Annotated in this window: 11 protein-coding genes; 5 read left to right on the top strand and 6 right to left on the bottom strand. The window is 46.6% G+C overall.

Annotated features, from left to right (window positions below; all coding sequences use genetic code 11):
• Positions 1-889: methyl-accepting chemotaxis protein (locus tag FHS86_RS18415; protein WP_429417312.1), on the top strand; the 889-nt coding region annotated here is incomplete at its 5' end.
• Here the strand turns inward: FHS86_RS18415 and FHS86_RS18410 are convergent.
• Both FHS86_RS18410 and FHS86_RS18405 read right to left on the bottom strand, forming a co-directional pair.
• Positions 890-2,218: a dihydroorotase gene (locus FHS86_RS18410; RefSeq protein WP_429417309.1), complete on the bottom strand. Its 1,329-nt coding sequence runs from the start codon at positions 2,216-2,218 to the stop codon at positions 890-892.
• A gap of 50 nt (positions 2,219-2,268) precedes the next feature.
• The gene (locus tag FHS86_RS18405; RefSeq protein ID WP_429417307.1) at positions 2,269-3,006 is read right to left on the bottom strand and encodes a polyprenol monophosphomannose synthase; all 738 of its coding nucleotides are present in this window, start codon (positions 3,004-3,006) and stop codon (positions 2,269-2,271) included.
• A 567-nt stretch (positions 3,007-3,573) separates the two neighbouring features.
• Here FHS86_RS18405 and FHS86_RS18400 point away from each other — a divergent pair.
• From FHS86_RS18400 to FHS86_RS18385, 4 genes are all read left to right on the top strand, one after another.
• Positions 3,574-5,055 (top strand): MFS transporter, encoded by a 1,482-nt coding sequence (locus FHS86_RS18400; RefSeq protein ID WP_429417304.1) that lies wholly within the window; start codon positions 3,574-3,576, stop codon positions 5,053-5,055.
• A gap of 15 nt (positions 5,056-5,070) precedes the next feature.
• The gene (locus FHS86_RS18395) at positions 5,071-6,198 is read left to right on the top strand and encodes an endo-1,4-beta-xylanase (RefSeq protein ID WP_429417301.1); all 1,128 of its coding nucleotides are present in this window, start codon (positions 5,071-5,073) and stop codon (positions 6,196-6,198) included.
• Positions 6,199-6,222: 24 nt separating this feature from the next.
• Positions 6,223-7,200 (top strand): glycoside hydrolase family 43 protein, encoded by a 978-nt coding sequence (locus tag FHS86_RS18390; protein ID WP_429417298.1) that lies wholly within the window; start codon positions 6,223-6,225, stop codon positions 7,198-7,200.
• A 259-nt stretch (positions 7,201-7,459) separates the two neighbouring features.
• On the top strand, positions 7,460-9,766 hold the full coding sequence (locus FHS86_RS18385; protein WP_429417295.1) for a glycoside hydrolase family 95 protein: 2,307 nt from the start codon (positions 7,460-7,462) through the stop codon (positions 9,764-9,766).
• A 73-nt stretch (positions 9,767-9,839) separates the two neighbouring features.
• Here FHS86_RS18385 and FHS86_RS18380 read toward each other — a convergent pair whose 3' ends face one another.
• The 4 genes from FHS86_RS18380 to FHS86_RS18365 form a co-directional block, all read right to left on the bottom strand.
• Complete coding sequence (locus tag FHS86_RS18380) at positions 9,840-10,370, bottom strand: protein tyrosine phosphatase family protein (RefSeq protein ID WP_429417292.1); 531 nt, start codon at positions 10,368-10,370, stop codon at positions 9,840-9,842.
• A 20-nt stretch (positions 10,371-10,390) separates the two neighbouring features.
• Positions 10,391-11,425, bottom strand: coding sequence for an LLM class flavin-dependent oxidoreductase (locus FHS86_RS18375; protein WP_429417289.1), 1,035 nt, complete (start codon positions 11,423-11,425; stop codon positions 10,391-10,393).
• Positions 11,426-12,019: 594 nt separating this feature from the next.
• The gene (locus tag FHS86_RS18370; RefSeq protein WP_429417286.1) at positions 12,020-13,507 is read right to left on the bottom strand and encodes a UxaA family hydrolase; all 1,488 of its coding nucleotides are present in this window, start codon (positions 13,505-13,507) and stop codon (positions 12,020-12,022) included.
• 11 nt (positions 13,508-13,518) lie between these two features.
• Positions 13,519-15,021 carry a tagaturonate reductase gene (locus FHS86_RS18365; RefSeq protein ID WP_429417283.1) on the bottom strand — a complete coding sequence of 501 codons (1,503 nt, stop codon included), beginning with the start codon at positions 15,019-15,021 and terminating at the stop codon, positions 13,519-13,521.
• Positions 15,022-15,724: the final 703 nt, after the last annotated feature.

The following is a 15,724-nucleotide window of genomic DNA, read 5'->3' as shown; positions in this document are numbered from 1 at the left end:
GGCTTATCGCATTATAAGCCGCCCTTTGAAAAAAACCATGGAGGAACTCGAAAAGGTGGCATCGGGTGATTTGACTGTTGAAGTTAGCCAGGAGATGCTTGACCGGAATGACGAAATGGGAGTGATATCACGCGCTGTTGAAAAACTTTCGGCCAGTTTTCGTGAGATTATGCAAGGGATGCAGAAAAGTTTCGACACCATCGGGAATATGGGCATACAGTTGAAACAAGCCGCTTCCGAACTGGCGCAGTCGGCTTCGCTTCAGGCAGGAAATATTGAGGAAATTTCATCATCGATGGAAGAAATGGCCGGTACAATTCAAAACAGCAACGATCATACCCAGGAAACCCAATCTGCCACTTCGGTGACAGCCGCTGATTTAAAAACAGGTAGTGAGGCCGCATTAAAGGCGATTGAGTACCTCAATGAAGTGACCGAAAAAGTGGCCATCATTAGCGACATAGCTTATCAAACCAACATTTTGGCGCTCAATGCCGGGGTGGAGGCAGCACGGGCCGGTGACAGTGGTCGTGGATTTTCAGTAGTGGCCAAACAGGTCCGTCTGCTTTCGGACCAAAGCAAACTGGCTGCCGGCGAAATTGATGAAGTATCGCGAATCAGCTCCGATTATTCGGCCGAAGCCATTGAACGGTTAAAAGTGGTCGTACCTGAAATGGAGAAAATTAATCGGCTCATCGAGAAAATTGCAATGGCGGCTTCGGAACAAAATGCCGGTGTGCAGCAAATAAACAACGCCATTCAGGAAATGAACCAGGCAACTCAGATCAATGCATCGAATGCCGAAGAAATGGCACAAAGTGCTGCCACACTTACCGATGAGGCTGTTCGTTTACAGCAATTGATGGCTTATTTTAAAACCGACCGTTAATTAGCGACTGAATAAAAGACGTTCGCCCTTTTTATTTTCATTGAAGTTCCCATTTTCATAGGCCAGATGACCGTTCACCCAGGTCGATTTTACATGGTGACTGAAGCTGGTACCTTCAAAAGGTGACCATCCACATTTATAATGTAATTGATCGCGTGTTACCGTTTTGTTGGCATTGGGATCAACCAGCACCAGATCGGCTTTGTAGCCTTCGCGGATAAAGCCCCGCTTTTCAATCATGAATAAAAGGGAAGGGGCATGACACATTTTTTCAACCACCTTTTCATAAGTGAAAATCCCCAGATTGACCATCTCCAGCATGGCAGGCAGCGAATGTTGCACCAGTGGGCCGCCCGAAGGAGCATTGAAATAGCTGTTATTTTTTTCTGCCAGCGTGTGAGGGGCATGGTCGGTGGCAACTACATCGAGCCGGTTGTTGTTGAGGGCATCACGCAAGGCTTCCCGGTCGCGAACCGATTTGATGGCCGGATTCCACTTGATGAGGGTACCATACTGATCGTAATCATTGTCGGTAAACCACAGATGATGCACACATACTTCGCCTGTGATGCGCTTTTCGTCGGGGCGGCCACTTTTAAAAAGTTCAACTTCCCTGGCAGTAGAAAGGTGAAGAATGTGAAGGCGCGTATTATATTTTTCGGCCAGTTCAACGGCTTTCGACGATGACTGGTAACAAGCTTCGGCACTGCGGATGTCGGGGTGGCACCTGATGGGAACCTCTTCACCGTAGCGTTGCCGGTAAATTTCAGTATTTGCCTTGATCACGGCTTCCTCTTCACTATGGGTGGCCACAAGCATGTGGGCATTTTTGAAAAGTTGAATCAGTCCTTCTCCTTCAACCAGCATGTTGCCGGTCGACGATCCCATAAAACATTTAATGCCGCATACTTGTGCCGGGTCGGCCTTAAGCACTTCATCGATGTTGGTGTTGGTTGCTCCTATGTAAAACGAATAGTTGGCCAGCGAAACTTCGGCTGCCCGGGCAAACTTCGCCTCCAGGGCAGCCATGCTGGTGCTTTGCGGATTGGTGTTGGGCATCTCCATGTAGGAAGTTACTCCGCCTGCAACGGCTGCCCGGGCTTCGGTATAAATAGTTGCCTTATGCGTCAGGCCGGGTTCCCTGAAATGTACCTGGTCGTCGATTACGCCGGGTAGCAACAGCATTCCCTCACCATCGACCAGCAGGTCGTGTTCCGGAAGGTTGCCGTTTCTGATGATGCTTTTGATATGATCATCATCGATTAATACCGAAGCTTTGTATTTTTTTCCTTCGTTTACAAGGGTGGCATTGCTTATGAGTGTTTTCATCCTTTTTTCTTTTCCATAAAAGAACAGCCCCGTGAGAGGAGCTGTTCATTTTAATCGTGCTTTCTTTCGTATTTTCTAAATAAACTTTGCCATTTCATTTTTACAACACCAAAAAATGCTTCGCTGAATATGCCGCCACTCATTTTCGATACGCCTTCCTGTCGATCGATGAAAACGATGGAAACTTCCTTAATATTGAAGCGGTGCATCCAGGCGGTAAATTTCATTTCAATCTGAAAGCCGTAACCCTTCATGCGAATGGTATCAAGGTTGATGGTACTTAATACTTTGTTGGTGTAACACACAAATCCGGCGGTTGAGTCGTGCACTTTCATTCCGGTAACCATTCGTACATATATTGAGGCAAAATACGACATCAATACCCTTTTGAGTGGCCAGTTTACCACATTTATGCCCGACACGTAGCGCGAACCAATCGCCAGATCGGCACCGTTGCGGCAGGCTTCGTACAAACGTTCAAGATCATCAGGATTGTGCGAAAAGTCGGCATCCATCTCAAATATGTATTGGTAATTATGTTCCAGCGCCCATTTGAATCCCGTGATGTAGGCTGTACCCAGTCCCAGTTTACCTTCCCGCTCAACAAGGTGAAGCTGTTCGGGGAATTCCTTCATTAAGCCTTTGACAATGGCTGCGGTACCATCCGGCGAATTGTCGTCAATAATGAGCAGATGAAACGGGGTGGAGAGCTGAAACACGTAACGAATAATTTTTTCAATGTTTTCTTTCTCCTTGTAGGTCGGAATAATTACCAGGTTCTCTTTCATTTAATTTAATCTTAGTTAGTGGCTCCCAATTGCGTTATAAAACATTTGAATCATCACCATGTAAAATGACAAATGTAAACCTTTTCTTTATTCAGCCATTGCCCGGTCTGCGCTTTTTAACCTGAATTAACAAAATGTAGCCGATCAGTTCAATGTCCTCAATGCTTGAATTTAGTTTGGCTTCGACCTGTAAATTTATGCACAGAGGGAGATTTTTTCAACATACCATGCGGAAACTGTCAATTTTTACCCGCTTAATGTAGTTGAAATATTGATCAACCTATGGGGAAAAATTGATAGCATCGATACGCAGTGTTTGTTTAAGTGTCATAATATCAGTGGCTAGGATGCTATTTGGCATAAGGGTGTAATTATAGCGATCAAATATGACCCCTTCGGCACCTCATAATTAATTATTTTTGATTCGGAGTTAATGGATTGTTGGCTACCAATAAATAAAAAAAAATGATCAGGCAGGAAGAAAGGTGGATGAATTGAAAAATTCTGCGCTGGTATTTCTTGACGCTGTCATTCACTTTAAAAGTAATTATTAGACGAATTAACAAGATGAACAAACCTGCTTCACAAAAACTCAGGCTAAGGGAAAAAATCGGTTACAGCCTTGGCGATGGCTCAGCGAATCTGGTATTTCAGATGATGATGATGTTCCAGTTGTATTTCTACACCGATGTTTTTGGAATCAAAGCGACTGCGGCTGGTATGATTTTACTCTTTGCCCGCATTTTCGATGCCTTTGTCGACCCGATGGTTGGCATCATTTCCGATCGTACCAATACCCGCTGGGGTAAATACCGTCCCTGGGTGCTTTGGACCGCCATTCCTTTCGCTGTGTTTTTTATACTGGCCTTCTCAACCCCTGATTTGAGTGAACGCGGGAAAATTCTTTGGGCCGGAGCGACCTATACCTTATTAATGACGCTCTATTCGTTTAACAATACGCCCTATTCCTCATTGGGTGGGGTTATGACCAGCAACATCAGGGAAAGAACCAGCATTTCATCCATCCGCTTTATCACGGCCACCATTGCCACCTTTGTGGTGCAGGGATTAACACTTCCTCTGGTTGCCAAGTTTGGTCAGGGAGATGCCGAAAAAGGCTGGTCGGCTACCATTATCTTATTTGCAGCCATCGCAGTGGTTCTATTTGTAATCACCTTTCTTTCAACCAAGGAAAGAATCACTCCTCCGGTTGGGCAAAAAACATCGATCAAGCAGGACTTTAAGGACATCATCAAAAGCCGTCCGTGGAAAGCCATGTTTGTGCTGACGCTCTTCCTGTTCATTACCTTGGCCATGTGGGGCAGCAGCATGTCGTATTACTTTAACTATGTAGTCAATAAAGATGCGCTGTTTGCCTTCCTGAAAACTTTTGGACTGGTGAATGTCGATGGAGAAATATATGGTATCTGGCATACTTTCCTCGATGCATTCGGACTGATTGCCAAGAGCGATCACAGCAATTTATTTGCCGTCGGCTTTAGTTTGTTCAATATGATCGGTCAGGTGATTACCCTCCTGGGAGTAATGTTGCTGTCAGGATTTTTATCAAACATTTTTGGAAAAAGAAGTGTATTCATTATTTGCCTTGCATTAACCGCATTGTTTACATCCATGTTTTTCTTTGTTCCAACCGATAACATCAGCGCTATTTTCACCATCAATATTCTGAAAAGTCTGGCTTATGCACCTACCATCCCGCTTTTGTGGGCCATGATGGGCGATGTGGCCGACCATTCCGAATGGGTGAATCATCGACGGGCTACCGGCTTTGTATTTGCAGGGATTGTTTTTGCCCTCAAGGCAGGACTGGGGGTTGGGGGTGCCATTTGTGGCGGCATCATCGACAGCTTTGGCTTTGTTCCTCATGTTGAACAAACAGAATCGGCCATTTTGGGTATCAAGCTTTCGGCCAGTATCATTCCGGCAGCCACCTTCTTTGTTGGTGTAATTGCCTTATTCTTTTATACCATTACCAAGAAATTCAACGAAAAAATACAGGAAGACCTCGAAGTCCGACGGGTTAAATAATAAAATATTAGAAGAATGAAACGACTGCATTTATTACTCATAGCACTGCTGGTTCTTTTCATGACAGTGAATTGCCAGCCTGGTGAAAAACAGGAGGACGGTTTGAAGGATGCACTGGCCGATCATTTTTTGATGGGTGTTGCACTCAATCGTTGGCAGGTCGATCAGCCCGACAGTTCTGCTTTGGCTGTAGTTACGAAACATTTCAACTCGATTGTGGCCGAAAATTGCATGAAGAGTGAGAAGATTCAGCCCCGCGAAGGAGAATTCTTTTTCGAGGATGCTGACCGCTTTGTTGAATTTGGAGAACAACGCGATATGCAAATCGTGGGTCATTGTCTGATCTGGCATTCACAGGCACCGCGCTGGTTTTTTACCGACGACGAAGGCAATGAGGTGAGCCGTGAAGTGCTGATCGACCGCATGGAAACGCACATCAAAACCCTGGTGGGGCGCTATCGTGGGCGCATCGATGGCTGGGATGTGGTCAACGAGTGTTTTAACGACGATGGTACCTTACGAAACAGCCGCTTCCTTCAGATCATCGGTGAAGATTATATCAGGCTGGCCTTTGAATTTGCCCATGCTGCCGACCCTGAAACCGAGCTCTACCTGAACGATTACAATACCATGAAACCCGAAAAGCGGGAGGCCATTTATCAACTGGTGAAAAACTTGCAGGCCGAAGGAGTGCGGGTTGACGGAATTGGTATGCAGGGACACCTGACCATGACCTTCCCCGAAGCTGAAGAAATGGAGAAAAGCATTGTGAAATTTGCCGAACTGGGTACAGTAATGATTACCGAACTGGATATGACCGTTTTGCCCTGGCCCTCGCGGGATGTATCGGCCGACGTGAGCCTCAATTATGCGGCCGATCCGGTTTACAACCCTTATCCCAACGGACTGACCGACTCCGCTTCGGTGGTTTGGACCGAACGTTACATGGACTTCTTTAATGTTTTCCTAAAACATTCTGATAAAATCAGCCGGGTAACCATGTGGGGACTCAACGATGGTCAAACATGGCGCAATAACTGGCCCATCAGAGGACGAAGCGATTATCCCGTTTTGTTCGATCGTGAAAATCAGGCCAAACCAGTGGTCAACGAAATCATCAAAGCAGCCGCTGCTTCAAAATAAGGTAGAATAGAAAAAGAATTTGTTATGAAGAAAAAGCCAAGATATTTGATTGACGGCATTTACACTGCCGATCCGCGTGCCCACGTTTACAACGGAAAACTGTATGTTTTCCCATCACACGACATTGAGTCGGGAATACCCGAAAACGACAATGGCGATCATTTCGACATGAAAGATTTTCATGTTTACTCCATCGATGAGGCGGTTTCGAAAGCGACCGATCACGGAGTGGCGCTCGATGTGAAAGACGTTCCTTGGGCCGAAAGGCAAATGTGGTCGAACGATGTGGCAGAAAAGGACGGCAACTATTACATGTATTTTCCGGCCAAGGATCCTGATGGTATTTTCCACCTTGGTGTGGCCGTGGCCGATCGTCCCGAAGGTCCTTACAAGGCACAGCCCGAACCCATGAAGGGAAGTTACAGCATCGATCCCTCGGTGTTCGTCGACGACGACGGGAAACAGTACATTTACTGGGGAGGTATCTGGGGTGGACAGTTACAGCGCTGGCCCAACGGACAATACAATGCCGACGGACAGGAACCGGCCGACAACGATCAGGCCATTGGTGCAAGGGTTGCCCGCTTGTCGGACGACATGCTTTCGTATGGCGAAACACCTCGCGAAATCGTAATTCTCGATGCTTATGGAAAGCCCTTAAAGGCAGGCGATCACAATCGCCGCTTTTTCGAAGCACCATGGATGCATAAATACAAGGGGAAATATTATTTTTCCTATTCAACCGGAAATACCCACCTCCTGTGTTACGCTGTAGGCGATAATCCTTACGGTCCGTTTACCTATGGTGGTGTGATACTTACACCCGTGGTTGGCTGGACCACCCATCATTCCATTGTTGAATACAAGGGAAAGTGGTATTTGTTTCATCACGACAGCAAGCCTTCGGGCGGAAAAACCTGGCTGCGCAGCATGAAAGTGGTAGAACTCGAATACAACGACGATGGCAGCATTGTCACCATCGACGGAATGCAAGACGAATAGAAGTTTACCGTTTCTATTTCTGAAGGAAAGGAATTTGCCGAAATTCAGGTCACCTGGAGCTAAGTTTTCAGGAAACCTTGAAGCAGGGCAGGACTAAAATAGCTTGATTTTAGTCCTGCCCTCTTGTTTTTTGCCCTTTTTAGACAAATGGCTACCTAAGTAAAAACATGCTGATTGGTTCAGGTACTGCAGGAATAGTATATTTGCTCCTGTAGTGAAAGCATCGCGATAACAATTGACGAGGAAAACCAAGCGAACCATGAAGTACTTAATTCTCATCTTTCTCACCACCTGTGTAGTTTTAACTGCCAGTGCCGATAAGCACATTGATATGCTTCAGCCCGCCACGGAGTGGAATGAGGCGCTTCCTGCGGGCAATGGCCGGCTGGGAGCCATGGTGTTTGGACATCCCGGCTACGAACGGATTCAATTAAACGAAGAAAGCATATGGACCGGCAGCCGCTACCAGTACACCGATAAGCCCGATGCCTACAAGGTATTGCCCGAAATTAGAAAGCTATTGTTCGGAGGAGATTACGAGGCCGCACAAGCCTTGTGTGAGAACGATTTCATGGGAAACGGCAGCTGGAACATGTACCAGACGCTCGGCAACCTGTACATTAAAACCGGACACGACGAAGGGGTCACCAATTACCGACGACAACTCGACCTGGAAAACGCGTTGCTGAGTACTTCATACAGCCATCGGGGAGTGAATTATCAGCGCGAATGTTTTTCGAGTCATCCCGATCAGGCCCTGTACATTCGCTTTGCAGCCAGCGAGCCGGGCAGCATCAACATGTCGCTGGCCCTTAAGCGTCCTAAGGATGTAAGCATTGAAGCAGCAGGGAACACCATCGTAATGTACGGACAGGTTACTGCCGGCGGAGTCGATGTTCAGAACATGAATCCCGGAGTACGCTATTTCTCCATGCTGAATGCAAGTACGATCAATGGTGAAGTGAAGGCACAGGGCGACAGTTTGCTGATTGTGGGGGCCGATGAAGTGGTGCTGGTACTTACTGCCGCTACCGATTATTGGGGTGAAAACGAAAAGGAAGCCTGTGAAGCCGATATGAAAAATGCCTTGCAAGTCACTTATGCTTCGGCAAAGCAGCGACACATGGCCGATTATCAGCATTACTTTAACCGGGTCAGCTTCGATTTAAATGCCGACGATCGGTCACAACTGCCAACCGACCAACGACTTGAATTGGTGAAACAGGGTGCCACCGACCGGGGACTAATCGAAACGTATTTCAATTTTGGCCGCTATTTGCTCATCAGTTCATCGAGGCCCGGCGACCTGGCAGCCAATCTTCAGGGAATTTGGGCCGAAGGCCTGGTTCCACCCTGGAGTGCCGACTATCACATCAACATCAATATTCAAATGAACTATTGGCCGGCCGAAGTGACTAACCTCGCCGAGTGTCACCTTCCTTTTATTGCGCTGGTCGACAGCCTGCGCCGGCATGGCAGGGAAACTGCCCGGACCATGTACAACAGCCGCGGTTTTGTGGCCCACTTTACCACCGATGCCTGGTATTGGACAACGGCGGTTGGAAAAGCAGAGTGGGGGATGTGGCCCATGGGAGCCGCCTGGGCCTGCCAGCACATCTGGCAGCATTTTCTTTTTACACACGACCGGGACTTTCTCGAACAATCGTACCCTATTCTAAAGGAAGCAGCCTTGTTTTTTGTCGACTACCTGGTGGAAGATCCCGAAAGTGGCTACCTGGTAACAGGGCCGTCAAGTTCGCCCGAAAACAAATTTGAAACTCCCGACGGAAAAATCTCCAACATCACCATGGGCCCAACCATGGACATGACCATCACCCGTGAGTTGTTTAACAATACCATTGCTGCTGCTGAAGTACTCCAAAGCGATGAGGCTTTTCGTGAAGCGCTGAAAGCACTGCTCCCGCGACTGAGCCCGCTTCGTATTGGAAGCGATGGCCGTATCATGGAGTGGACCAAAGAATTTAAGGAACCTGAACCGGGGCACCGGCACATGTCGCATCTGTATGGTTTGTATCCAGGAAATGAGATCAACACAACCCGCTCGCCCGAACTGGCAGCTGCTGCCCGACGTACCATCGATTACCGCCTGGCACATGGTGGCGGGCATACCGGGTGGAGCCGTGCCTGGATCATCAACTTTTTTGCCCGTTTGGGCGACGGCAACAAAGCCCTCGAACACTTGCAGGCTTTGTTGAGCAAGTCGACGCTGCCCAATCTGTTCGACAATCATCCGCCTTTCCAGATCGACGGCAACTTTGGAGGAACAGCCGGCATTGCCGAAATGTTGTTGCAAAGTCATGCCGGCGAAATTCAGCTGCTGCCTGCCTTGCCCGATGACTGGCCTTCGGGCAGTGTAAGTGGCTTAAAAGCACGCGGTGGTTTCGAGGTCGATCTTCAGTGGGAACAGGGCAAACTGCTGCAGGCAAGAATTAAAAACCTGTCGGGTGAGTCAATTCCTCTGCGTTATGGCGACAGGCTGGTTCAAATAGCAGCAAATAAAGGAGCAACCCGCGTCTTCGATGGTCAGCTAATGACCGTCGATTAATGGCTGTTTCAACTTTTTCTGCATTGAAAAGGCAGCACCGTTACTGATTTCTGCGGCGACGGTGCTGCCTTTTTTATTCTTTCAACAATAAATCGACGTAGTTGGTATAGGTCATTTGATCGCCAAAGAACTCGGCGGTTTTACGATCGACCTGCCGGTACCTGATCAGCCAGGCCATCATAAAATAGGTGACCCTCGAAGCTCCGGAGCAATGGATGAGTAAGTCACCTTCGGAAGTTTCAATGGCCCGTGCAAAGGCTTCCAGCTTTTCGGGAGTGTAATCACGGTAAGCGGCAACAGGAATGCTCTGGTATTGAAAACCCATTGCCAGGGCAATTTTTTCTTCATCGAAGGCTTCAAGGGCAAAATCTTCATTTTCTTCTTCTCCGCGCAAGTTGATAATGGTGGTGATGCCCTGTTCTTTTAGTTCCTCGAGTTCGCCAAGCGAAGGTTGTCCGGCCATGTAAAAGCGCTGCCAGTGATAAATGCGTTCATTTTCACCGAAGGTTTTGACCACGAAATGACTGAATTCATCGTTGCCTGCTTTGGAATTGACGAATGACAATAACAGCAATGCAATAAATAATGGTTTTAGAAAGCTCATAAATATAAGGTGTACTGTTTTTAAATACTGACGGAAAGCTGTTTCAGCTGAGGCACGATTTCCGTTCCAAAGGCATTGATGCAAGTCAGCAGGTCCTTATGTTCCGGGCCGCCCACATCGATGTGGGCAACAAAACGCTGAATGCCGAGCAATTCAACTGTTTTCAGAATTTTATCGGCCACTTCTTCGGTTTCGCCCATGAATAGGGCACCTGCTGGTCCAAGCCCGGCCAGAAACTGACCTTTATTATAAGGAGGCCAGCCCCTGCTGCTTCCCACACGGTCCATCTGTGCTGCATACAGCGGATAATAGTTGTCGAGCAATTCCTGCTTCGACTGTGTGATAAAGGTGTGAGCATGGATGCCCACTTCCATTTTGGCTTCGTCGTGACCATGTTTCAGGTATTCTTCCTTGTAGAAATCGATGAGGGGTCTGAATTGTCGCGGACTGCCCCCGATGATGGCCAACATGACCGGCAGGCCCAGTCGTGCTGCCCGGTAAACCGATTCGGGAGTTCCGCCTACAGCTACTGCAATGGGCAACTGGCGTTCGGGACGCGGATACACCGTTTGCTGTTTCAGTGCAGGCCTGAATTTTCCTTCCCAGTCGATCACTTCTTCCTTGTTTAATTGAAGCAGCAGCTCAAGCTTTTCTTCAAAGAGTTCATTGTAGTCGGCCAGCTTTTGACCAAAAAGCGGGAACGACTCGGTAAAACTGCCACGTCCGGCAATGATCTCAGCCCTTCCGTTCGAAAGCAAATCAAGGGTAACATAGTCCTGGTATACCAGCACCGGATCGGCCGAACTGAGCACGGTCACCCCGCTGGCCAGTTGGATCTGCCTGGTTACCGAAGCCAGCGCTGCCAACACCATGTTGGTTGACGACACAGCATAGTCGGGTCGGTGATGCTCACCCAGCACGAAGCTGTCGATGCCCAGTTCGTCGGCCAGTTTCACCTGTTCAAGCAACTCGTGAAGCCGCTCTGCAGGCGATTGAAATTTATTCTTTGTTACATCGAATGTAAGATCGCCAAACATTCCTATGCCTGTTTTCATGTTTATTCGTTTAAAAATTTAAAGCTTATAAACCCGCAAAAAGGAAGAAAGTTTAGCGATGGGCCTGATGACAGGGTCGAGATTAAGTTGTAGTTCGAGTGTGGCCATCCTGCTTGCCCGGAATAATTACCGGCATAAAAAGCAATCAAAAATAATTATGAAAACAATGCTAAGCAATTGAAGACAATAGGGCTGTGTGGAGCGAAATGCAGCGCGTTAAAATTTCATGCTGATAAAAAAAATCTATGCCGATAAAAATGAAATTCTATGCCGATAAAAAATATTTCTGTGCTTATAAAATAAATGCTCACTGCAAAAAAGAAATTGCTGCTGTGAATATCCGGATTTGGTGATGAGCATCAGTCATAAGTTAACTAGTCAATAAGTCATTAGCTATTGCTTAATAAGCCGATGTTTTATGGCTTTATGACGCTTTCACCAATGACTCCCTGACTCATTCTTCTTCACCAATGACTTCCTGACCAATGATTCATTGACTTTTCACCAATGACTTTTTTTGCTGACTTTTTTTTAGCAAAACATCCGGAAACCCTAAGGTAACCGGATGTTAAGCTAAAATCCCAATTAAAAGTTTTATAAGGTTACCCCGGTTTTAAAGATGGCTATTTCCTTGAAACCGCTTTTTTCGTGGTTTAATTTTTGTCCGCTGGCTACTGCAATGATCCTGTCGATGAAGTTGTCGAGCACTTCGTCCATGCTTTTTCCTTCAAGCAGGCTGCCGGCATTAAAGTCGATCCAGTTTCGTTTTTTATTATACAGTTCGGTATTGGTCGAAATTTTCATGGTAGGAACAAAACTACCAAAGGGCGTGCCGCGTCCGGTGGTGAAAAGCACCAGGTGGCAAGCGCTGAAACCCAGTGCCGAAGCCGCTACCAGGTCGTTGCCTGGAGCCGACAGCAGGTTGAGTCCCCTGGTTCTGATGGGCTCGGCATACTTCAGTACATCGACCACCGTGGCTGTTCCTCCTTTTTGCGTGCACCCCAGCGATTTGTCTTCGAGGGTGCTGATGCCTCCCTTTTTGTTCCCGGGCGAAGGGTTTTCGTAAACCGGTAAGTTATGTTGAAGGTAATAATCCTTGAAGTCGTTGATCAGACTGACGGTTTTATTAAATACTTCCTTGTTGGCTGCACGTTCCATCAAAAGCGTTTCGGCACCAAACATTTCAGGCACTTCGGTCAGTAGGGTCGTTCCTCCCTGAGCTACCAGAAAATCGGAAAAGGCACCCACCAGCGGATTGGCGGTAATGCCCGAAAAACCATCCGAACCTCCACATTTCAGGCCTACATTCAGCATCGATAAGGGGAGGGGGCTGCGTTGGTCGTGACGCATTTCTTCGTAAATGGCCTTTAAAAGTTCCAGTCCGACTTCCACTTCATCTTCTACTTCCTGGGCAACCAGAAAGCGGACCCGCTTTTCATCGTATGCTCCAATGAAGGTTTTCAGCTGATCGATCTGATTGTTCTCACATCCCAGTCCCAGTACCAATACCCCGCCTGCATTGGGATGACTGATGAGGCTGGCCAGTGCTTTCTGGGTATTGACGTGGTCGTCGCCCAATTGCGAACAACCATAGCTGTGTTTGAATACTTCTACGGCATCGATGTCGTCGGGCTGCATTTCGGCCTTGAACAGATCGATCATTTGCTGGGCCTGACCATTGACGCAACCAACGGTGGGAACAATCCACAGTTCATTGCGAATGCCTGCCTTGTTGTTGCCGCGCAAATATCCGTCGAAGGTCAGTTCCTTTTTATGTTGCTTCTGCTCATTCAGCTTCTGCTCAAAGGTGTAATTGATGGTGCCCGACAAATTGGTTTTCAAATTGTGGGTATGAACATGTTCCCCTTCAGCAATATTGACAGTGGCATGCCCGATGGGGGCACCATATTTTATAATGTTATCGTCGGCTGCAATGTGCTCAATCGCTATCTTGTGTCCGCTGGGTACATCATTCTTTAAGGTGATAATGCGTTCACCTGTTTTCAGGGTGTCGCCTTCAGAAAATGCTTTCAGGGCAATCACTACATTGTCGGCAGGGTTGATCTGGATATAATCTGTCATTTCAGTGACTTTTAATTTTTACTCATGTTGTCGATGGTAATTTTCATCAACGGATTGTCTTCACTCAATACCGCTTTAACCGCTCGTTTCATTCCTACCTGTTGAATCAAAAAGAGGTAGTGACTCACCGTAATGGTCAGATTGGGGATTGTGTTCAGATCCTGTTTCCAAACTTTATCGAGTGCCAGTACTTTTTCTGTCAGCAGGTAGATCGAGATGGGGCGGCCGTCGCATTGGGCCCAGGCTTCTTTATAAAAATCGAGGATCCACTGATCGTCTTTTATTGGATAACACTCACCGTTGGCTTCACCTTTAAAATAAGCAATCATGGCTGCCAGCGAAAAAACCAGTTTTTGAGGCAGCATGTTATGGGTAGTATGAAAGTTGATTAACGAAGGCAGGTTGCGTGTTTCCCATTTCGACATGGCATTCAGGGCAATGCTTTGCCACTGGTGCCTGATAAAGGGGTTGGCGAAACGTTCGAGTATCTTGTTGGCAAATTTCTTGAGTTCTTTCTCAGTGCCATCGAGTACCGGCAGCACTTCGTCGTATACCAGTTCCTTCATGAAGTTACCAACTTCAAGGTTTTCATAGGCATCTCGTACGGTTTCGATACCACTCAGGAACGATACCGCATAGCTTCCGGTATGGCAGCCATTCAATACCTGTACCTTTTGTTCCCTGAAGCGCTTCATGTTGCTTACAAACTTCACGTCGAGACCGGCTTTTTCAGCAGGGAATTCGGCCTGCACCCATTCAGGTGCCTCTATTACCCAAAGGTGAAAGTATTCACCAACTACCACCAGCTTGTCTTCATAACCCAGTTCCTGCTGAATGTTTTCAATTTCATCTTTTGGATAGCCGGGCACAATGCGGTCGACCAAAGTACTGCAAAAACAACAGGCTTCATTCACCCACTGAGTGAATGCCTCTTCAAGCTGCCAGTTTTGGGCATGTCGTAACACCAGTTCTTTAAGAATATCACCGTTTCGGTCGATGAGCTCACAGGCAAAAAAGATCAGGCCTTTCGAGGCATCGCCTTCAAAAGCCTTATAACGTTGATAGAGCAGGGATGCTACTTTGCCGGGAAACGAATTTTGGGGTTCCATGTCCCGTCGATCGTTTTCATCCCAGCTGATTCCAGCCTCGGTGGTATTCGAAAATACAAAGCGCAAATCGGGGTTTAAGATCGTTTTGCGGTATTCATCGTATTCCGAGTAGGGATTGATGCCCTTGTTTATACAATCTATTAAGCTATACTCGGTGATTGGTTCCCCGTTTTTAATTCCTTTCAGATATACATGGTAAAGACCATCCTGCTCATTCAGCAGGTCGATCATGCCGTTGGCCAGTGGCTGAACCACATCGATGCCGGTATTAAAGCCTGCTTCCTTGTTCATTTTATCGACAATCCAGTCAGTAAAGGCACGCAGAAAGTTACCTTCTCCAAACTGAAGAATACGGGTGGGATAGTTTTGAGTATGTGTGGCGTTGTTTCGATTCAGTTGCTTCATGATTGCTTCTAATTATCTGTTGTACAATGGTAATAACTTGTTTTTTGTTGATTTTGGTTTTCAGGCTGCAAATATAAATTTTTTGTAAGCTGAATGCTGTAAACTTCCTTTTATCTTTTTATAAGAATCAGAAGCTCAGTGCTTAAATGAAATGCAAACGTTTGCATTATTTGCATGTTTTCAGGCACTTGCACGTTTTGTTTTGAATGAATATATTAAAAGTGGCTGTTAATTGAATGTTAAGCGACAAACAGGGGATGTTTCCGCTTGTATTCCGGAACATCTTTCACTGCCTGCCCCTGGATGGTATTTATCGATTCGAATAAACCTTTTTGGCAAGAAAGTGTTGTTTTTATTGTAATAGAAATGACTCCTTGGCGCTAGTCTAAAAAAAAGTTCATTGTTAAACAGCTTGCTTTGTGTAGCTTGACTTTTCAGTCCAAAAAATATTGAGAATAAATTTGGAAAAAGCAAAAAGAGGGTGTTTCTTTGCAGCCGCTTTGAGAGATACGGCGAGTATTTGTGTAGGAGCGACGTTGATTATTGACATTCTGAAAAGGCAAACACATTTACCAAAAAGGGCCGGGTAGATCTTGACCAACAGGTTAAAGATTTACTAACTTGGTTCACCTTTTTTTTGCTACTTAGGCACTTAGCTTAGGGGAGAAAAAAAACTTCAAATAATTTGAAAAAATATTTGGCA

Source organism: Roseimarinus sediminis, from assembly GCF_050433125.1.
GTDB classification, from domain to species: Bacteria; Bacteroidota; Bacteroidia; order Bacteroidales; family Prolixibacteraceae; genus Roseimarinus; species Roseimarinus sediminis.
This window is presented reverse-complemented; position numbering and strand designations above follow the sequence as displayed.

Bases quoted from the DNA above. Each gene is read 5' to 3' on its own strand.
- FHS86_RS18410 (WP_429417309.1), bottom strand. From the start codon at position 2,218: ATGAAAACACTCATAAGCAATGCCACCCTTGTAAACGAAGGAAAAAAA.
- FHS86_RS18405 (WP_429417307.1), bottom strand. From the start codon at position 3,006: ATGAAAGAGAACCTGGTAATTATTCCGACCTACAAGGAGAAAGAAAAC.
- FHS86_RS18400 (WP_429417304.1), top strand. From the start codon at position 3,574: ATGAACAAACCTGCTTCACAAAAACTCAGGCTAAGGGAAAAAATCGGT.
- FHS86_RS18395 (WP_429417301.1), top strand. From the start codon at position 5,071: ATGAAACGACTGCATTTATTACTCATAGCACTGCTGGTTCTTTTCATG.
- FHS86_RS18390 (WP_429417298.1), top strand. From the start codon at position 6,223: ATGAAGAAAAAGCCAAGATATTTGATTGACGGCATTTACACTGCCGAT.
- FHS86_RS18385 (WP_429417295.1), top strand. From the start codon at position 7,460: ATGAAGTACTTAATTCTCATCTTTCTCACCACCTGTGTAGTTTTAACT.
- FHS86_RS18380 (WP_429417292.1), bottom strand. From the start codon at position 10,370: ATGAGCTTTCTAAAACCATTATTTATTGCATTGCTGTTATTGTCATTC.
- FHS86_RS18375 (WP_429417289.1), bottom strand. From the start codon at position 11,425: ATGAAAACAGGCATAGGAATGTTTGGCGATCTTACATTCGATGTAACA.
- FHS86_RS18370 (WP_429417286.1), bottom strand. From the start codon at position 13,507: ATGACAGATTATATCCAGATCAACCCTGCCGACAATGTAGTGATTGCC.
- FHS86_RS18365 (WP_429417283.1), bottom strand. From the start codon at position 15,021: ATGAAGCAACTGAATCGAAACAACGCCACACATACTCAAAACTATCCC.